Consider the following 20591-nt stretch of genomic DNA (forward strand, 5'->3'; position numbering starts at 1 on the left):
TTTAACCTTGTTCAAACCGCTCTTTTGCCGTATGAAACTGCTTTTGCTTCTCTTGTTTCCCTCGATTTTGGTTGCGCAATGGCAACCCCAGACCAGCGGCACCGACGCCAATTTCCGGGCCGTCAGTGCCGTGAGCCGGAAAGTGGTCTGGGTAGGAGGCAGCAAAGGCACGTTTGTCCGCACGACCAACGGCGGCAAAACCTGGACCGCCGGAACGGTGCCGGGCGCAGAAACCTGCGATTTTCGCGATGTTCACGCGTTCAGTGCCAAAGAAGCCATTCTGATGGCTGCCGGACCTGCCGAGAAAGGCCAGGCCCGACTCTACCGAACCAGCGACGGCGGCAAAAAGTGGCAACTGATCTTCCAAACCAGCCAGCCCGGCGTCTTTTTCGACTCGATGGACTTCTGGAACCGCTGGGAAGGTATGGTTTTCAGTGATCCGGTCAACGGAACCTGGTATGTGATGACCACGACCAACGGCGGCCGAAACTGGAAGCGCGTTCCGGCCGAAAAGTTGCCGCCCCTGCCTAAGGGCGAGGCCGCTTTTGCCGCCAGCGGAACCAGCCTGATTACGCGGGGATACAAATGGAAAACGTATAATTACCAGCGGGCCTGGATTGCTTCGGGCGGAACGGGCAACGGGCGGCTATATTCCTCACAAACACCGGCTTCAACGTGGGAAGTGACGGAAACACCCATTCCGGCCGGGCCAACGGCCGGAATTTTCGGGTTATGGTTCGATGATCGGGGCGAAAACGGAATGGCCGTCGGTGGCGACTATAAAAATGAGAAAGGTGCCTGGCAGAATGTAGCCGTAACCACCGATGGCGGCAAAACCTGGACCGCCGGAGCGCCAACCGACCCGCCGGGCTTAAAGGAAGGAGTCGGTCGATTGTCGGGCAAGCGGCTCATTGCCGTTGGTCCGTCGGGAACAGCCTATACCGATGATTTCGGAAAAAGCTGGACCAAAATTGACGATTCGGCTTTTCACTCCATCGCCTGCGCGGGTGGCCAATGCTGGGCGGTCGGTGCCAAAGGAACCATTGCCGTGATCAAGACGGTGAACTAGCGCCTGTTCGCCTGATCGCTCTTCCCACTTTAACCCTATTTTATCTTTATTTCTTCAATAGTATGCTTGCATAATACCTGTGCTATATAGTAGCTTTACAGTTCATGGGCCAAACGAGCAACGAGAACTGAGATGAAAAAGGAGAAAACCGTCGATTATCACATCAAAACGGGTTGGCACGCCATTTCGCGCATGTACAATGCCTACGCAGCCCGCTACGATATGACGATGGCCATTGGCTATGTATTGCTAAACATCGACATTGACCAGGGAACACCCGCCACCAAAATCGGGCCGCTGCTGGGCATGGAACCACGCAGCCTCGTCAGGATGCTAAAAAGTCTGGAAGAACGCGGCTGGATTCGGCGGGTCGTCGACGAGAACGACAAACGGTTTGTGCGCATTCTGCTGACGGATATCGGCAAAGATAAACGCGAGATTGCCCGCGAAGGCGTTATCCAGTTCAATAACCTGATCCGGGAGAATATTCCACTGGAAAAACTGGTGGTTTTTTTCGATGTGATGAAGGATATCAACCGCCTGGTGGACGATGAAAACGCCAAAATGAAAGCAAGCGGATTAGCCGAATTGCTGATGAAGTGAAGGAGAGTAAAGATCCCGACCCTATTTAAAAACTATGGAAGCAACCCTTGCAAAACCACAATCGGAAGGTAAAACCCCGACTACTAAAAACCGCAGCATTCGCCGGGTGGCCGTTTTCGGCTCCGGTATCATGGGCTCCCGCATTGCCGCCCACTTCGCCAACATCGGCGTGGAGGTGCTGCTGCTCGACATGGCCCCCAATGCCCTGACGCCCGCCGAAGAAGCCAAAGGCCTGACGCTCGATAAACCCGCCGTTCGCAACCGGATTGTGAACGACGCGTTTCAGAACCTGCTGAAAGCCAGCCCGGCGGCTTTGTATAGTCCCAAATTCGCCCAACGGATTACGCTGGGCAACTTCGATGATAACCTGTCGAAAATCGGCAAATACGACTGGATTATTGAAGTCGTTGTCGAACGGCTGGACATCAAAAAATCGCTGTACGAACGCGTCGAGCAATACCGCAAACCGGGCACGCTGATCACGTCCAACACCTCCGGGATTCCGATGCATCTGCTGACCGAAGGCCGGAGCGAGGATTTCCGGCGGCATTTCTGCGGAACGCACTTCTTCAATCCGCCCCGGTATCTGCGGCTGCTCGAAATCATTCCCGGCCCCGATACCGACCCCGCCATCATCCGCTTTCTGATGAAATACGGCGATTTGTACCTGGGAAAAACAACGGTTTTGTGCAAAGATACTCCCGCGTTTATAGCCAACCGCCTGGGCATCTACGCCATGATTCAGACCATTCGCGTGGCCGAAGACATGGGGCTGACGGTAGAAGAAGTCGATAAACTGACCGGCCCGGTCGTCGGTCGCCCGAAATCGGGAACGTTCCGGCTCTCGGACGTGGTCGGTTTGGACACCACCGCGAATGTTGCCAGTAACCTGCTGAACGTGCTGACCAACGACGAGTCGAAAGACACGTTCCAGTTGCCGGCGGTGATGCAGAAACTGATAGAGAACAAATGGCTGGGCGACAAAACCGGGCAGGGATTTTATAAGAAAATCAAGGACGAAAAAGGCCAGTCGGTCATTCTGGCCCTCGACCCGAAAACGTTTGACTATAAACCGTCGCAGAAAGTCAAATTCGCGACGCTGGAAGGCACCAAAAGCATCAACGACCTCAAAAAGCGGTTTTCGGTTTTGCTGGCGGGGCAGGACAAGGCCGGTGAATTTTACCGCAGAACCTTCGCTGACCAGTTCCGGTATGCCAGTCTGCGAATTCCCGAAATCGCCGACGAACTCTACCGCATCGATGCCGCCATCACCGCCGGTTTTGGCTGGCAGTTGGGCCTGTTCGAAACCTGGGATGCCATCGGCGTTCGCCAGGGAATCGAACTGATCGAGTCGCAGGGCGCCAAACCGGCGCAGTGGGTTTACGATCTGCTCGATGCCGGTTTTGACAGTTTCTATAAAGTAGAAGACGGAGTCCGGAAGTATTATGACATTCCGACCAAGAGCTACAAAGCCATTCCGGGAACGGAGCAGTTTATTTTGCTGGAAAGTCTTTCGAATACTATTGTCTGGAAAAACGCCGGTTCGGCCATTTATGATCTCGGCGACGGTATTCTGAACTTGGAATTCCGCAGCAAAATGAACACGATGGGTGCCGAGGTGATCGAAGGCATTCACAAGGCCATCAGTCTGGCGGAGAAGGATTTCCGCGGTCTGGTGATCGGCAACGACTCGTCGGAAGCCTATTCGGCGGGGGCCAATCTGGCGACGCTGTTCATGTTTGCCATCGAGCAGGAATTTGACGAGATCAACCTCATGATTGCGCAGTTCCAGCAGACGATGATGCGGGCGCGGTATTCGTCGATTCCGGTAGTAGGTGCTCCGCATTCGCTGGCGCTCGGCGGGGGTTGCGAGCTGAACCTGCACGTCGACCGCGTGGTGGCACATTCCGAGCTGTACATGGGGTTGGTGGAAGTGGGCGTCGGCCTGATTCCGGCGGGTGGCGGCACCAAGGAAATGGCCGCCCGCGCCAGCGATCTCTACCAAACCGGCGATCCCGAATTGAACATTCTGCAAAGTATTTTCATGAACATTGCCACCGCCAAAGTCTCGACGTCGGCGCAGGACGCCCGCGAAATGAATTACCTGCTGCCCTCGGCCCAGATTGTGCTGAACCGCAGCCGCCTGATTGCCGAAGCCAAGCAGGTCGCCATTGAGCTGGCCGAAAACGGCTATACGCAACCCAAACCGCGCCAGGACATCAAGGTGCAGGGCAAAACCGGTATTGCGTTGTTCAAAGCCGGGATTACCGCCATGCGGATGGGTCGCTACATTTCAGACCACGACCAGAAGATCGCCGAAAAACTGGCCTACGTCATTTGTGGCGGTGATCTGAGTGCTCCGCAAAACGTATCCGAACAATACCTGATCGATCTGGAACGGGAAGCGTTTCTTTCCTTAACCGGTGAAAAGAAGACGCTGGAGCGGATTCAGGGGTTACTGAATGGGGGAAAACCGCCGAGAAACTAGCTTATGACACCCAAACTCGACCGCACGGCTTTTCACATGGGGACGCATGAAGAAACGGAGCAATACCATGCTGAATGCCAACCGAAAACACCGGAGGAACGGCTTCGTAACGCGATGTACTTAATTTCGGTTTGACATCAATAATCCGCCCCGGCTTGATCGGACGGTATTTTCAACTCGTAAACACAGTTTGGACAATGAATGCTATACGGATTCGAACAGAGTTGACTCAAAATCATGAACTGCTTTTACGCAATCTACCTTTGAAAAAAGGGAAGAAAGTGGAGGTAATCATTTTAGAAGATGAGCAGGAAGAAGTACCTTCCCTTGAAAACCGTTTCCCGCTTCGGGGAAAACCGCTTCGCTATGACGATCCTTTTGGGTCTGCAACCGATAACTCTGATTGGGAAGCCGCTCAATGATTCTGTTAGACACTCACATTTGGATTTGGTGGATCCAAGCACCGGAACGTTTGAAGCCAACGACTCTTCACTACTTAGACAGTTTACCTCCGTCGGAGATTTTCATTAATGTCATCTCTTGTTGGGAAGTAGCCAAACTGGTAGAGAAAAATAAAATTGAACTATCAGAATCTGTATCCGATTGGCTTGCTAATGCCGTCAATCGTTCGGGTATCACGATCATACCATTGGAACAGTCAATTATTGTGGATGCCTGCAACTTGCCTGGCACATTCCATAATGATCCGGCAGATCAGCTGATTGTGGCGACAGCGCGTGTGAAAAAATTGCCATTGTTAACTGCCGATGGGAAGATTTTAACATACGGATTTGTTCAATTATATAAAGAGTGAAATTCCATTTAAAATAATCGAACCCAACATTAACATGGATGCATACATCGTAGCTGGCTATAGAACCGCCGTCGGGAAAGCGCCCCGCGGAGGATTACGTCTTACCCGCCCGGATGACCTGGCGGCTGAAGTCATTAAACATTTGCTGGCGCAGGTTCCGAATTTTGACCCTGCGCGCGTCGAAGATTTGATCGTCGGCAATGCCGTGCCGGAAGCCGAACAGGGCATGCAGATTGCCCGGTATATTGCCCTGCTGTCGTTGCCCAACAGCGTGCCGGGCATGACCATCAACCGGTATTGCGGGTCGGGCCTGGAAGCCATCGCCATCGCGTCGGCCAAAATCCATGCCGGGCTGGCCGACTGCATCATTGCCGGCGGAACCGAGTCGATGTCGCTGGTGCCGGTGATGGGCTGGAAAACCGCCCTGAACTTTGAAATTGCGCAGAAACACCCGGATTATTACATCGGGATGGGCCTGACCGCCGAGCAGGTGGCCGAGCAGTTTAAAATTGGTCGCGAAGAACAGGATCAGTTTGCGTATGAATCGCACCAGAAAGCGCTGGCCGCTCAGGCCGCCGGGAAGTTCGACGGCGAAATTGTGCCGATTACCGTAAAAGAAACGTATTTCGATGCGGATTCGGGCAAGAAGAAAACCCGCGAGTGGACCGTTGGTAAAGACGAGGGGCCACGCGCCGATACCAGTTTTGAAGCGCTGAACAAACTGAAACCGGTTTTTGCCGCCGGTGGCTCGGTGACGGCGGGGAACTCGTCGCAGACCTCCGACGGGGCCGCGTTTGTGATCGTTATGTCTGAAAAACTCGTCAACGAACTGGGACTGAAGCCCAAAGCCCGGATGGTTTCCTACGCAGCCGCCGGTGTGGAGCCCCGGATCATGGGCATCGGGCCGGTGAATGCCATTCCGCTGGCGTTGAAAAAAGCCGGGTTGAAGCAGGACGACATCGACCAAATCGAACTGAACGAAGCCTTTGCCGCGCAGTCGCTGGCGGTTATTCAGGAACTCGGACTGGATCGCAGCAAGATCAATCCGAACGGTGGAGCCATTGCTTTGGGGCACGCCCTGGGGTCGACGGGTGCCCGGTTATCGGTGCAACTGCTGAATGAAATGGAACGACAGAACCAGAAGTACGGCATGGTTTCGGCCTGCGTCGGTGGCGGTCAGGGCGTCGCCGGGATTTTTGAGCGGCTTTAAAAAAACATTTATACGGAAGGGGCTTCGGCCCCTTTATTTTTTTCGGATGATCAGCCTAGCCCCCACAACCGCCGTCAAATCCGGCAACTGATTCCATTGCCGAACCTGCTCCGGTTTTACCTTGTAGCGCAAGCCAATCCGGTACATGTTCTCGCCGGGTTTGACGACGTGAATGAGTTCATCCGTTGGACTGGCAGGGGCAACTGCCGCTTTTGTTGGAACTACCGGTTTTGCAATGGGTGGCAACACCGCCGTTGGTTTGGCCGCAAGCGGCACGAGTCCCTTCTTGGTAGGCAATTTCGATTGATCGATTAACAGGGCCTGGCCCGGTCGCAGCGGTTTCTGGGCAGACAGATTATTCCAGAGATACAGTTGCGGAACCGTGACATTGTATTTCCGGGCAACGGTCGCATAGGTATCATTTTTTTCAGCGACGTGCATAATCAGCGGACCGCTCACCTCTTCCGGCTCGTCTTCGGCGACCCTGGCCGGAACCGCCTTCTCCACCACCCGAACGGGCTGAATGGTTTTGGTTGCGCCCGACCGTAGCTGCGGCATTTCGGGTTCATTCAGTGCCGCAATCATACTGTCTAAGGTAGCCAGCGTCGTTCGGCTCGGAACAGTAGCCACCGGTTTTTCGGATTGGGTCAACCGTTCGGCTTTCTCAACGAGTTCCTTCTTCGACACGGTCGGTTTTTTATCCGTAGAATCCGGTTTGGTAAGTGCCAGCACTGGTTCGGTTTTTGGAGCTACAACGGGTTGAACGGGCGGGCGGTAGTATTCAACCGGCAGATTTTCCGGTCGCTTTTTCTGAAGCCATAAAATTCGATTGACGGCGGGTTGCTGCTCCGGATTCACGCCATTGTAGGCAATCAGTTTTTGCAGTTTAATTCCGTACTGCTGGGCAATCGCCCACAGCGACTGGCCTCTTCTGACAATATGAAACGGCACGTTAGCCCGCTTGCTTTTTTTCCGCAGGTAATAAATTTCACCCGCCACAATTGGCCGGTCAGCGCGCAAATCATTGTAGCGTTGAAACTTCTCAACTTTCACTTTTCCTTCATAAGCCAGCGTAATCCGGTTGTCGAATAACTGCGCCTGAATGCCTTTTTTACCGTTAATCTGGTAGAAAATACCGCCCCGTTCATCCGGTTCAGCCTTGCTTTTCTGCAATACCGGAAACCCCGCATCCTGTGAAACCGCCTGGCTCTCTTCTAAAAAACTGGTTTGCCGTTTCAACTCGGCGTAGTGTTCGGGCGTCGCCGGAATGTAAACGGTGTAATCTTCACGGTCCGGTATCCGGGACGATTTTAGCCACGTATTCTGCTGTAGTACACTGGCCTCACTCACCCGGCAATAATCGGCGATTTGCTTCAGGCTCTTTGTCCGTGTTTCTTCAAACGGAAACAAAACCAGCTGGTTCTGAGGATGATAAACCGATAAAGCCCTTTCCAGGACAATTTTAGAAGCCAGCAACCGAATTAGAAGCGCATCATGTGTATCGTTTAAGGCATACATTTTTCCGTCCACCGGTTCCTGCGCCAGCAGCCGGTTTGTGTCTCCGCGCAGCAACTGGTCATACCGGTGAATTACCGACACCCAGTTTGGCTTTCGGCTATAAAGCTGTTTTAAGCGGGTGATAACGGCCAGGGTTGATCGTACGGGATGCCGACGTTCATCCACAAAAACATCGGTCCGGAGTTCATTCAGGCTGGTTTCGCCCAAGGCCCAAAACGCGGGCGAAGTAGCATCGGAAACCGAACCAGGATCATAAAGTGCCAGAAACAGGAAATCGTCGGATAATGAATTCTGGGCCAGAAGCGGCTTGATAATCGGGAAGTATAAATTCATTCGTTCCAACCGGGACGCAACGAGTGCCCGATTGACGTACAAAAGTTCGGCTTCCTGTTGAATAAAATGCTGCGTTGCCGGGGTTAAAAGAATCGTGACACCGGCAAATTCCAGCCGGTTGCCAATTTGTGGGACACCCTGAGCATGAACCGCTCCCCAATGAAGCAGAATCCCTAAACTGAATCCAAACAGCCGTCTGATTAATGACGAATTCCGGCAGCGTTTGAACACCGCTTGTCTGAACGTATTCTCCTGATTCATAATCACGCAATAATCGTACTCAATAGCAGACGAAAGATACAATTAAATGATATATGTACAACCAAAAACACTATTTTGTTTATCCTTTGAGATACCAAATGGTTTAACTAGTAAACATCGCAGCGGTGGCTTTCCCATTCTAAAACCAGCTATCAAATTAAACCCGTATGCTTGCATACTAATTTTACAATTTTTACATTTGTATACTAAACGTATGCCTGCATACCGCCCTAAAAACCTATTGACCATACGCCATGATTGCCACGGAACATAAAGCATCGCTGAAAGGTGGCGAGTTTCTGATTAAAGAAACCGCTGCATCGCAAGTGTTCATCCCGGAGGAGTTTTCGGAAGAACAACAACTAATTGCCGCTACATGCCGCGAGTTTCTGGAACGCGAAATCTGGACTCGTCTGGATGAAATCGACCAGGCCAAATCGCCGGATCTGATTGCTTCTTTGATGGACAAAGCCGGGGAACTGGGCCTGCTCGGAACGTCGGTGCCGGAAGAATACGGCGGTTTTGGCATGAACTTCAATACCTCGATGCTGGTGACGGAAGTAACCGGCGCCGGGCATTCGTTCTCCGTGGCGCTGTCGGCCCATACCGGTATCGGAACGTTACCGATTGTCTATTACGGCAACGACGATCAAAAATCGAACTACCTGCCTAAACTGGCGACCGGCGAATGGAAAGCCGCTTATTGCCTGACTGAGCCGGATTCGGGTTCGGATGCCAATTCGGGCAAGACGAAAGCCCGATTGTCGGAAGACGGAAAACATTACCTCATCAATGGTCAGAAAATGTGGATTACAAACGGCGGTTTTGCCGATGTGTTCATTGTTTTTGCCAAAATTGATGAGGATAAAAACCTGAGCGCGTTCATCATCGAAAAGAATTTCGGTGGTATTACAATGAACGAGCCGGAACATAAAATGGGTATCAAAGGCTCCGACACGCGCCAGATTTTCTTCAACGACTGCCCGGTACCGGTCGAAAATCTGCTGTCGACGCGGGGCAACGGTTTTAAGATTGCCGTCAATATTCTCAACATTGGCCGCATTAAACTGGGCGTGGCTGCTGTCGGTGGTTCGAAAGAAGTGATCAACAACGCCATCCGGTATGCCAACGAGCGCAAGCAGTTCAATACGCTGATTTCCAGCTTTGGTGCCATCAAGCATAAATTGGCCGAAATGGCGGTGAAGGTGTATGCCTGCGAAACGGCCTGTTACCGCGCCGGACAGAACATCGACGACCTCATCGAAACCCTGAAAGCAAACGGCATGGGCGATTCCGAAGCCAAATTGAAAGCGCTGGAGCAGTTTGCCATCGAATGCGCCATGATGAAAGTGCACGGCTCGGAAGCGCTGGATTACGTGGTCGATGAAGGCGTTCAGGTTTACGGCGGCATGGGCTATTCGGCCGACGCGCCGATGGACCGCGCCTATCGCGACGCCCGCATCAACCGGATTTTTGAAGGCACGAACGAAATCAACCGGATGCTGACCGTCGATATGATTCTGAAACGGACAATGAAGGGTGAACTCGATTTGATGGGACCGGCGATGGCGGTTTCGAAAGAAATCATGTCGATTCCCGATTTCAGTGCCGATGAAGAAGAAGTGTTGTTTGCGGCCGAGAAAAAAGTGCTGCGCAATCTGAAAAAAGCCATCCTGATGGTAGCTGGTTCGGCTGTTCAGAAACTGATGATGAAACTGTCGGACGAACAGGAAATCCTGATGAATCTGGCCGATATGGTCATCGAAATTTACGTGGCGGAGTCGGTTTTGCTGCGGGTCGAAAAACTGATTGGTCTGAAAGGCGAATCGGCACTGGCGTTGCAGAAAGACCTGGCGATGGTGTATCTGCACGAAGCCGTTGAGAAAATCAACAACGCCGGTCGGGCGGCCATCTCGTCGTTTGCCGAGGGCGACGAACTGCGCGTGATGCTGATGGGTTTGAAACGCTTTACGAAGATCGAACCGCTGAATCTGAAAGACACCCGCCGTCGCATTGCCGATGCGATGATCGCGGAGAATAAATATATTTTCTAAGAAATTCAGGTTCAGCGGTTTATGTAAACCGCTGAACTGAACGATTAACTTCACAACTAAAAACCAAATGGTATAAGCCGACTGCGGATTCGCGGTCGGCTTTATTGTTGGGGTTCCTCTTTAGTAACGGCAGCAAACAGGTCAGACCTTCAGCTCGCCTTCCACGCCGTCGTCCATCGTCTTGCCGGTCACCAGCGAAGCGGCAATCTTGATCCAGGAAACCGCCTGGTTATTCTTCGTATCCCAATACCGGCAGTTTTCGGGCTGCACGCGGATTACCGTAAGATCCGGGTCGTCCTTGCCACCCTGAAACCAGGTTTTTACAAAGGGATTCCAGTATTCCTCGATCTTTTCCCGGTCACGCGAAATGGTGGTGGTTCCGTACAGACTGAGGTACTCAGACGCGCCCTGGTTGCAGAAGAAGAGCTGCACCGCCGGGTCGGCTGCCAGTTCGTGATTTTTATTCGAAGAGGCCGCACTGAAAAAATAGAGCATTCCATCGTCGTCTACGCCTTGCAGAGCCATCGGGCGGCTGGGCGCTGGGCGACTATCGGTAAACGTAGTAAACATACAAATACCGTCGGCCAGATCTTTTAACTTTTCCAGGGCTTCGGCGCCCGTGAGATTCTGAATATGGCCGTCTTCGTCGTGTCGGGGATCTTGCATAACTCCGTTGAGATTAAGGTGAGTTTGCAGAACGGCTTGTGACTACTTTATGTTTTTGCGGACCGACAAGACCGATTGTGTGGAACGCCGATGGTCTGTTGCCGCTGTTTCTACTCCATCGGTTCGGAAATGGATGAGCGGTTTTCGTCCGGTTTTGATAAATTCTCCTTCTGTAATCCGGAACGTCTGGTGTAATCCTGTTTCCTCGAGTCCCAAAATACATACACGAAAAAGGAGCCTACACTAACGGCTAAGATGATCGATGCTCTGACCAGCAGGTCATACGGTGACAGGCGAAGTCCTGAATCGACCCCATCACTGGGGGAGAGCAAGCCGGCAACGATTAGCAGCAGCGCTATCAGGAGCGGATTTAAAACGTCACTGGTCGTACTTTCGTTAGAATGTGCGACTTTCTGCAACAAGCGAATGAGCCTATTTGTATAGAACGCCATTGCCTGGTAAAGAAGCTGTACCGTTTTTCCCAGCTGAATTGCAAAAAATAAAGCGGTTTGAATAATCTGATCGCTGAAAGCCAGCAGAACAACCACGATACTCGCATCCACTGCATAGCTGAAGCGAGACGAACTCAAGCCCGGCAGCAGGCGTACTGCCACTAACCCACAAAAGGTAAGCAAGGCCAGGGTGCCATTTAATGAGAGTGCTTTTTTCATTGGTTTCAAATTTGTTTTAGTGAGCGATCAAGACGATTTCGGCCTTTATACTTAAACCGGGCTGGCCATACTGGGCAATATACCGCCGGGCTTCCTCCAGGTTGCGCTGCAATTCTTTGATGCGCTTCTCCCGGAATTTGACATCCTCTTCATTATCGGATGTTTTGATCTGGCGTTCCTGGTAAGACACTTTGATGTGTGTCATTTGGGTGAGAATATCCAGGGCATCTGCCGAATGGTAATGGCCGTTCATTAGGGAGAGTTTCATGAGTACTGGTCTAAACAATTGAAAGTAGAAAAGACAAAATCGGTTGCTGGTTTGTAGTCATTCCTACTGGCCCTGAACCATCGAGAAAGCCGGTTTTCCGTCGAAGGCATACAGGTTTTCGGTTTTGATGGTGTCGATCTGGTGCTCTGCCGCCTTGAGTAACAAATTACCAATCAACGCCTTATCGCCTAATTTCCCGTTCGTTGTCAGGAAACGGCAACGCCAGTGATCGGTGCAGAACGTTTCTTTGAAGCCATTGGGCCAGACCTTTATCCCGCGGTTCGTAATCATGCTTAACGCTACTTCCGGTGTTTCAAGCTGACCCACCAATGCGGCAATGGTGTTGGGGTCACTACCCGGCCAGTGTACGAACAGATCGACGCCGATCAGGTCTTTTTGAGCACTGGGTTTCCGCTGGTAGGGCGGTAACACCAGGGCTTTTTGAGTCGTGTAGTGGACCGCCTTCAGCGTCGTGGGCTCCTGGCCAAGCCGGTCGATCACGGCCTGCGCAAATTCCTCCGTCCCCACCTTTTGCTGGCTAACGCCCTCCTTATAAATGTCATACGTATGGATGCCATCTTCGATCGTCTTGAGCCAGGCATTCTGCACCCGCTCGGCCACCGAAGCCTGACCGATGTGATTGAGCATCATAATGGCGCCCTGCAACAGTCCCGACGGATTGGCGACATTCTGCCCGGCACGGCGGGGAGCCGAACCGTGGATGGCTTCGAACATGGCGCATTCTTCACCGATGTTGGCCGAACCCGCCAGGCCCACCGACCCGGCAATTTGAGCGGCCACATCCGATAAGACATCGCCATATAAATTAGGCATCACAATCAGGTCGAAGGCTTCGGGCGTGTCGGCCAACTTGGCGGCTCCAATATCCACAATCCAGTGTTCGTTCTGAATGTCAGGATAGGTTGGTGCAATCTCGTCGAACACCCGGTGAAATAACCCATCGGTCTGCTTCATGATGTTGTCTTTGGTGAAGCAGGTGACTTTTTGACGACCATACTGCCGGGCGTAAGCAAAGGCATACTGTACGATTTTTTCGCAACCGGGCCGACTAATCAGTTTGAGACACTGAACCACTTCGTCGGTTTGCTGATGTTCAATGCCCGCATACAGGTCCTCTTCATTCTCGCGGATGATGACCACATCCATGCCCGGGTGTTTGGTTTTGACAAAGGGATGCAGGCTCATGCAGGGTCTGACATTGGCATAGAGGCCCAGCATTTTCCGGATCGTGACGTTTAAACTTTTGTAGCCTCCCCCCTGCGGAGTGGTAATGGGCGCTTTCAAAAACACCTTGTTGCGCCGGATAACGTCCCAGGAATCCGTTGAAATCCCGGACATGTTTCCCGCCAGATACACCTGCTCGCCGACATCGATGTGATCCAGCTCAATTTTGGCTCCAGCCGCCAGAATAATAGCCAGCGTGGCCTTCATAATCTCGGGGCCGATTCCGTCCCCCTCTGCTACAGTGATTCTCGTCATTTGTGGTACGTATGTAAAACTATGCCGCAAAGATGAAGGCTGTAGATTATAAATAAAAGTTTATATATTTGATGATAATCATAAGGAAAATTTATGAACTATACCTTACACCAGTTACACGTCTTTTTTAAAATCGCCCAAACACAGAGCATCACCCGGGCGGCCAATGAATTGCACTTATCCCAGCCAGCCGTATCCATTCAGCTAAAGAATTTTCAGGATCAGTTCGATATTCCACTGACAGAAATCATCAGCCGACGGATTTATCTGACGGATTTTGGTCGGGAAATTGCGCAGGCCGCCGAAAACATACTGAATGAAGCCCAGGTGCTCAATCATAAAACATTGGCTTACAAAGGCTTATTATATGGCAAACTGAAGGTGTCGGTCGTCTCCACGGGAAAATATGTCATGCCTTACTTTTTGTCCGGTTTTATGGCGCAACACGAAGGGATCGAGTTGGTTATGGATGTGACGAACCGCCAGAAAGTGGTCGACAGTTTGACGAGAAACGAGGTCGATTTTTCGCTGGTTTCTATTTTGCCGCACCAGCTCCAGGTTAATCAGCTGGAACTCATGCCCAACAAACTGTATCTGGTTGGCAATGGGATGAGTGAAACAGGCCAGCAGGGCACCGACCCCGACCTGTTAAAAAAACTCCCGCTCATTTACCGCGAATCGGGTTCGGGTACGCGGTCAACGATGGAACGATTCATTGCCGACCACCAGCTTGAAGTGCTCAAACGGCTGGAGTTGACTTCCAATGAAGCCGTTAAACAGGCCGTCCTGGCCGGTTTGGGCTACTCCATCATGCCCTTGATCGGGCTGAAAAATGAGCTACTGAATAAGGACCTGAAAATTATTCCCATCAGTGGCCTGCCCCTCAAAACATCCTGGATGCTGATCTGGCACAAGGAGAAGCAACTCTCCCCCATCGCTCAGGCCTATCTGAGTTACATTGAAGAGAACAAGGCGCGGATTATTCACCAGCATTTTGACTGGTATGATCGGTTTTAACCGTCTCCTTCCTGTTTCCAGGAATCCGGCCAATGGCGTTGATTACCAGACAGAAACCGCCATTTATTCATTCGTATTGCAAAATATCAACTATTTTTAAGACCTTTCGCCGTTCTTCTCCGTAACAATTCAATCCATGAAGACGTACCTGCGTTCGTTAACGGCCCTTAGTGTCCTGTTTCTACTAACCACCTGCTCCCACCTCAGTAATTCGGTCCGGCTGATCAATCAAAACTTTGAAGATGAAGTGGCCCGGAATCAAAATCTGGTCTTTACCTTCAGTAAAGATCTGGCGCCGGAAAGTCGGCTCAACGAATGGGACTCCACGCAATACGTGGTTTTTGAACCCGCCGTTGCCGGCAATTTCAAGTGGACGGCCCCCAATGAACTGGTCTTTTCGCCGGCGGTGGCTTTCAAACCGGCCACGGAGTACAAAGCCGAACTGAACAATGCGCTCGTTCGCCAGCAGAAAGACGAGTCGTTGACGCTCGATAACGAAACCGTGGCGTTTCATACGCCGTATCTTCAATTAAACGACACCGAATTCTGGTGGACCCGTGGCGAAACCGGGCGGCCCGTGGCAAAGGCGAAACTGAATTTCAATTATCCGGTGAGCGGATCCGAACTGGCCGGTTTGCTCAAAATAGAAGCGGAAACCAGTAAACCGCTGACGACGCAGGTTCTGCAAACGTCGCTGAACGAAACCATTCCCGTAACGCTGGCCAACGCACCCGCTTCCCGCAGCGAAACGCCCCTGACCATTGAAATCGGCCAGGGACTGAAAGTGCCCAATACCGCATTTAGCACCAAAGAAGCGTTTGAGCAAAAAACCGCCTTACCGTCGCAGTACCAACTGGATGTGGTGGACGTCAAAACCGGTTTTGAGAATAACGAAGGCGTTATCCGGGTCCTCACAACGCAGGAATTGCAGGCCAGCCAGCTGAGTACGTATTATACCATTGCGCCGGAAGCCGAAACCCGCGCCGAACCGACCGAAAACGGGTTTATCATCCGCGGTAATTTCAATGAAACCGAAACTTACGTGCTGACGCTGACCGATCAGATGAAGGGCGTTTTGGGTGCCAAACTGGAAGAAGCAGTTTCGAAAGACGTGTTTTTCGGAAAAATGCCCGCCGGTATTTCGTTCGTCAACAAACGGGCGGTGTATCTATCCTCGAAAGGCGCAAAAAATGTGGGCGTCAACATCGTCAATGTGCCGAAGGTGGAGGTGAAAATTGCGAAGGTTTACGAGAACAATATCCTCCATTACCTCCGTTCGGGGCGGTATGAAGAAAGTGGCGAAATCGACGGCGAATGGAAACCGCTGGGAACGCACGTTTATTACGAAGACGAACCGCAAAATTACAGCGATCTTCTGGTTCATAAAACCGTTGAAACCGCCAATCTGCCCAAAGCCAAAGGGGTGTCGGCCCTGAACCTGGCCCTTCCCGACCAGACTGCTTCGACCCCGAATCCGCCCCGCGGCATTTATCTGGTCACGGTTCGTTCAAAAGAAGACGCGTACATCAGTGCCACCAAGCTGATTTCGGTATCGGATATTGGTCTGATTACCAAACAGGGCAACAACGAAATCTGGGTATTTGCCAACTCCATCAAAACCGCCGAGCCGCTGGCGAATGTGGACATTACGCTGATTAGCAGCAACAACCAGGTCATTGCCGCCGTCCAGACGAACGGCAAAGGCGTGGCGCATTTTGAAAAAATAACCGAGAAAAATCCCGGTTCCAAAATCGCCATGGTGCTGTCCAAAACCGAAGACGATTTCAACTATCTGCTGTTGCAGGATGCCAAAGTGGAAACATCGCGGTTCGAGGTGGAAGGCAAGCGCGACAACCCGACGGGTTTCGACGCCTTTGTGTACGGCGACCGCAACATTTACCGCCCCGGCGAAACGATTCATTTCAACACCATCATTCGAAACCCGGTTTGGGAGAGCGTCGGCGAAATACCGCTGAAGATTAAAGTGTTGTCGTCCAACGGAAAAGAATACCGGGTTCTGCGCCAGACGACCAACGAGCAGGGTGCCGTGGCCACCGACGTACCGATCGATCCGGCGGCCGTAACGGGAACCTACGTCACCGAGATTTACAACGCCAATGACGTATTGCTGGCGTCGCGCACCATCAGCATCGAGGAGTTCATTCCCGACCGCATCCGGGTGGAAGCCCGCACGGAACGTGATGCCTACCGAACCGGCGAAACCATCACGATGACCGCCACCGCAACGAATCTGTTTGGCCCTCCAGCCACCGGACGAACCTACGAAATGGACCTGCAACTGAAGCAGCGGGCGTTTACGGCCAAACAGTTTCCGGACTATACCTTTGCCATCGAGAGCCATACATCGTTTGAGAAAAATCTGCGGCAGGGCGTTACCGACGCCAGCGGCCAGGCCATCGAGCGGTTTCCGATCTCGACCAGTTACCGCGACATCGGTGTGCTGGAAGGCAAATTGTTTGTGACGGTTTTCGACGAAAACAGCCGCCCGGTTAATCGCTTGAAGCAACTCGATGTGTTTACGCAGGAAACGTTTTACGGGATTCGGCTGGCCGATTCGTACGTGGGCACCAACGCTCCGCTGCCCGTCGAAGTCGTAGCGGTGGACCGCAACGGGAATTTGCAGAAAGGTGCCACGGCGCAGGCCGAAGTGGTGCGGTTTGATTACCAGACGGTAATTGAAAAACAGTATGATCAGTTACGGTATGTGTCGAAAAAACGGGAAAAAGTCGTTTATACCAATAATCTAAATTTCAGCGATGGCCGGGCCCGATTCAGCTACGTGCCAACGGTTTCGGGCGAATACGAGGTGCGCATCCGGCGTTCGGGTAAATCCGGCGAGGTAGCTGCGGCTTACACGGCGGTTTCCTACTACGCCTACGGTTTTGGTACGACCCAGAGTTCGTCCTTCGAAGTCAGCACGGAAGGGCAGGTTTTGATGGAATTCGACAAGGAGAAATACCAGGTCGGCGACAAAGCGAAAGTGCTGTTCAAAACGCCGTTTGCCGGAAAACTGCTGGTGACGCTGGAACGTAACAAGGTGCTGGAAACGCACGTTCTGGAAACCGATCAGAAATCCGCCGAACTGACGTTTACGTTGACCGATGAACACCTGCCCACGGTTTATGTGACGGCCACGCTCATTCGCCCCGTCGATGGCTCCAATCTGCCGCTGCTGGTTGCGCACGGTTTTGCGCCGATTCAGGTCGAAGATCCGGACACCAAATTACCGGTCGGGATTACGGCGGTGACCCAATCCCGCTCCAAAACAAAACAGCGTATTTCGATCAAAACCAGCCCCAACGCCGAATTGACCGTGGCCGTCGTCGATGAGGGAATCCTGCAACTGAAAAATTTCCAGACGCCCGACATTCACGGCTATTTTTACCAAAAACGCGCTCTGGAAGTCAACAGCCACGATTTATATTCGTTTCTGTTTCCCGAATTAGTCCTTTCCGGCAGTTCGTCGTTCGGCGGTGACGGCTACAATCTGGGCAAACGCATCAATCCGTTGAGCAACGGGCGGGTTAAACTGGTGGCGTTGTGGAGCGGTGTTCTGAAAGCCAACGGCAGCGGAGAAGCCAGTTTCGACATTGCCATTCCGCAGTTTTCGGGCGATTTACGGGTCATGGCGGTCGCTTACAAAGACAAGGCCTTTGGTTCGGCAACGAAAAACATGAAAGTGGCCGATCCGTTGGTCATCAGCACCGGGGCCTCGCGGTTTCTAAGCCCGGACGACGAACTGAGCCTGCCCGTTACGATCAGCAATACCACCAAAAAACCGGCTACCGTAACGGCTTCGCTCAAACTGACCGGGGCCTTGCTGGCCAACGGCGCGACCACGCAGCAACTCACCATTGGGGCGGGGCAGGAAGCCCGCGCGACGTTTGCCGTGAAAGCCAAAACCGCCATCGGAGCCGGGAACATGACGGTTTTGGTGAAAGGCCTGAACGAAACGTTTAGCGAAAGCATCGACCTGACGGTTCGCCCGGTGACTTCGTTGCTGAAAACCGCTACGTCGGGCGCGGTGGCGGCCAATCGATCGCAAACCATCGATCTGACCAATCAATTCATTCCCGGTACGGTTCGCAGCCAGCTGATTGTCAGCCGGTCGCCGATGATTCAGTTGAGCAGGGAATTGTCGTATCTGCTCGGTTATCCGTACGGTTGCATGGAGCAGACCATTTCCAAGGCGTTTCCGCAGTTGTATTTTGCCGAAGTGCTCAAAACGATGGGCAAACCGGGGACGTATTTCGTTCGTTCGGGCGAAAGCGATCTGAATCCTAATTACACCGTTCAGGAAGCCATCCGGCGGGTGGAATCGATGCAGCTGGCCGACGGTGGTTTCAGCATGTGGCCGGGTTTGCCAACGGAAGACGGCTGGGCGTCGGCCTACGCGGTTCATTTCCTGACCGAAGCCCGGCGCGCCGGTTTTGAAGTGAGTCCGTCGGTGTATAGCAAAGCCCTCGACCGGCTGAACGTCCGCACGAGCAGCCCCGCCCTGGAGGATGAAATTGTCCGTGATGAAACCGGCAACTCGGTTCGTAAAGTGGTCAGTCGGCAGAACCTGTACGGTTTATACGCCCTGGCGCTGGGCGGCCAGCCCAATCGTCCGGCAATGAATTATTACAAAACCGCTGCGCTGCGCCCCAACGAAAACTCGCTGACGCCCGACAGCCGGTATTTGCTGGCCGCAACGTTCTACCTGACCGGCGACACGCGCAGTTACCATGCGTTGTTGCCCAAAAAATTCACCAATACGACCACGCAGCGGCAATCGGGCGGCAGTTATGCGTCGCCCATTCGCAATCTGGCGCTGGTGCTGAACACGCTGCTGGAAACCGACCCGGACAATTTGCAGATTCCAACGCTGGCCCGGCAACTGTCGCAGGCCTTGAATACCAGCTCGTACCTGAACACGCAGGAATCGGTTTTTGCGGTATTGGCGCTGGGCAAGATGGCTAAAAAAGCCGCCACCTCGACGGCCACCGCCACGCTGTCGGCCGACGGCAAACCCGTGGGGCAGTTTACCGGCAAAACATTGACGCTGACCACCGGTATTGCCAATCGAAAACTGAATCTGGCGGCTCAGGGCAGCGGCAGTCTTTACTGGTTTGCCCAGACGGAAGGGCTGAGCGCCACGGGAAGTTACACCGAGGAAGATGCCGGATTACGGGTTCGCCGGCAATTTCTGAACCGCGACGGAGCACCGATGGCGTCGTTCAAACAGAATGATCTGGTGGTGGTCCGGATTTTGTTATCCAGTGACAACGGGATTCCGGTCAACAATGTGGTGGTGACGGACATGCTGCCCGCCGGTTTTGAAATCGAAAATCCCCGCCTGACCGAACCGCGTGAAATGCCCTGGATCAAAGGGGCTGCAACGCCGGACCATTTTGACGTGCGCGACGACCGGATTCATTTTTTCACTTCGGCCGGATCGACCGAAAAGGCCTTCTACTACCTCGTCCGCGTCGTTTCCAAGGGGCGGTTTGCGTTGGGGCCGGTGTCGGCCGATGCCATGTATGACGGCAGTTTGCGGAGCTACTCGGGTGGGGGGAGCCTGACCACAAACTAACAAAATAAAATCGAAAAGTGACTTTTCGAACTAAGTTGCGTCTATTAAGTATATCCCACCAATTTAGGCGGGGTAATGTCTGTTCCCCAAGTCGGTTAAATACTCGCTTTTCTCCTGATTAGGAGAGGGTTGCTGAGAACAAACTGTTTGAACGGGTTGGAGAAAGGCCTTTTGTAGTCTACCTTTGTGCCACCGAAAATGTGAAGTAATATTATGCAATACAATAGCTACTATCTCTTATCCAGTATGATGGGTGATGAACTGTATCGTCAACATTCTTCAAAAAAGAATCAACCCATTGAGGAGAGTCTGGAAAAACGGTTTAATCTTCTTTCCGAGATCCCTCTGGATCAATTTATACGCAGTGGAATGCCCTGGCTGCGTATTCTGGAAATGCTCGAACGGCGCTATTGATACGATTCGTACGCTAGCCTTATACTATATCCATCGTGAACCCATTTCTGACTTTTGATACGAACAGTCAGAAATGGGTTCATTTCATTTAACAGGACTTTCCTCCGCA

The 20591-nt window shown here is 52.5% G+C and carries 15 protein-coding genes; 10 read left to right on the plus strand and 5 right to left on the minus strand.

Annotated elements, in window-relative coordinates; all coding sequences use genetic code 11:
* Window positions 1–31: 31 nt before the first annotated feature.
* From EHT87_RS27300 to EHT87_RS27330, 7 genes are all read left to right on the plus strand, one after another.
* Window positions 32–1069 carry a YCF48-related protein gene (locus EHT87_RS27300; RefSeq protein WP_124909948.1) on the plus strand — a complete coding sequence of 346 codons (1038 nt, stop codon included), beginning with the start codon at window positions 32–34 and terminating at the stop codon, window positions 1067–1069.
* 132 nt (window positions 1070–1201) lie between these two features.
* Window positions 1202–1672, plus strand: coding sequence for a MarR family winged helix-turn-helix transcriptional regulator (locus EHT87_RS27305; protein WP_124909949.1), 471 nt, complete (start codon window positions 1202–1204; stop codon window positions 1670–1672).
* Between the two features lie 34 nt (window positions 1673–1706).
* The gene (locus tag EHT87_RS27310) at window positions 1707–4160 is read left to right on the plus strand and encodes a 3-hydroxyacyl-CoA dehydrogenase/enoyl-CoA hydratase family protein (RefSeq protein WP_124909950.1); all 2454 of its coding nucleotides are present in this window, start codon (window positions 1707–1709) and stop codon (window positions 4158–4160) included.
* Window positions 4161–4163: 3 nt separating this feature from the next.
* Window positions 4164–4295: a hypothetical protein gene (locus EHT87_RS31780; protein ID WP_262707764.1), complete on the plus strand. Its 132-nt coding sequence runs from the start codon at window positions 4164–4166 to the stop codon at window positions 4293–4295.
* 62 nt (window positions 4296–4357) lie between these two features.
* Window positions 4358–4582, plus strand: coding sequence for a hypothetical protein (locus EHT87_RS27320; protein ID WP_124909951.1), 225 nt, complete (start codon window positions 4358–4360; stop codon window positions 4580–4582).
* Entirely contained in the window at window positions 4579–4974 is a 396-nt protein-coding gene (locus EHT87_RS27325) for a type II toxin-antitoxin system VapC family toxin (RefSeq protein ID WP_124909952.1), read from the plus strand. Before EHT87_RS27320 ends, EHT87_RS27325 begins: the two co-directional genes overlap by 4 nt.
* Window positions 4975–5008: 34 nt before the next feature.
* Window positions 5009–6184 (plus strand): acetyl-CoA C-acyltransferase, encoded by a 1176-nt coding sequence (locus EHT87_RS27330; protein ID WP_124909953.1) that lies wholly within the window; start codon window positions 5009–5011, stop codon window positions 6182–6184.
* A gap of 33 nt (window positions 6185–6217) precedes the next feature.
* Here EHT87_RS27330 and EHT87_RS27335 read toward each other — a convergent pair whose 3' ends face one another.
* The gene (locus tag EHT87_RS27335; RefSeq protein WP_124909954.1) at window positions 6218–8296 is read right to left on the minus strand and encodes a LysM peptidoglycan-binding domain-containing protein; all 2079 of its coding nucleotides are present in this window, start codon (window positions 8294–8296) and stop codon (window positions 6218–6220) included.
* Window positions 8297–8550: 254 nt separating this feature from the next.
* Here EHT87_RS27335 and EHT87_RS27340 point away from each other — a divergent pair, with 254 nt between their 5' ends.
* Window positions 8551–10350, plus strand: coding sequence for an acyl-CoA dehydrogenase FadE (locus EHT87_RS27340; protein WP_124909955.1), 1800 nt, complete (start codon window positions 8551–8553; stop codon window positions 10348–10350).
* Between the two features lie 141 nt (window positions 10351–10491).
* On the opposite strand, the gene EHT87_RS27345 is transcribed toward EHT87_RS27340, so the two are convergent.
* From EHT87_RS27345 to EHT87_RS27360, 4 genes are all read right to left on the minus strand, one after another.
* Complete coding sequence (locus EHT87_RS27345) at window positions 10492–11016, minus strand: pyridoxamine 5'-phosphate oxidase family protein (RefSeq protein WP_124909956.1); 525 nt, start codon at window positions 11014–11016, stop codon at window positions 10492–10494.
* Window positions 11017–11126: 110 nt separating this feature from the next.
* On the minus strand, window positions 11127–11687 hold the full coding sequence (locus EHT87_RS27350) for a hypothetical protein (RefSeq protein WP_124909957.1): 561 nt from the start codon (window positions 11685–11687) through the stop codon (window positions 11127–11129).
* Window positions 11688–11703: 16 nt separating this feature from the next.
* Window positions 11704–11955, minus strand: a complete 252-nt coding sequence (locus tag EHT87_RS27355) for a hypothetical protein (RefSeq protein ID WP_124909958.1) — start codon at window positions 11953–11955, stop codon at window positions 11704–11706.
* A gap of 63 nt (window positions 11956–12018) precedes the next feature.
* Window positions 12019–13455, minus strand: a complete 1437-nt coding sequence (locus EHT87_RS27360) for an NADP-dependent isocitrate dehydrogenase (protein ID WP_124909959.1) — start codon at window positions 13453–13455, stop codon at window positions 12019–12021.
* Window positions 13456–13548: 93 nt separating this feature from the next.
* Here EHT87_RS27360 and EHT87_RS27365 point away from each other — a divergent pair, with 93 nt between their 5' ends.
* Both EHT87_RS27365 and EHT87_RS27370 read left to right on the plus strand, forming a co-directional pair.
* Window positions 13549–14472, plus strand: coding sequence for a LysR family transcriptional regulator (locus EHT87_RS27365; RefSeq protein WP_124909960.1), 924 nt, complete (start codon window positions 13549–13551; stop codon window positions 14470–14472).
* 136 nt (window positions 14473–14608) lie between these two features.
* Window positions 14609–20068 carry an alpha-2-macroglobulin family protein gene (locus EHT87_RS27370; protein WP_124909961.1) on the plus strand — a complete coding sequence of 1820 codons (5460 nt, stop codon included), beginning with the start codon at window positions 14609–14611 and terminating at the stop codon, window positions 20066–20068.
* The last annotated feature ends 523 nt before the right edge of the window (window positions 20069–20591 follow it).

This window comes from Larkinella knui (assembly GCF_003858645.1).
Classification (GTDB): Bacteria; Bacteroidota; Bacteroidia; order Cytophagales; family Spirosomataceae; genus Larkinella; species Larkinella knui.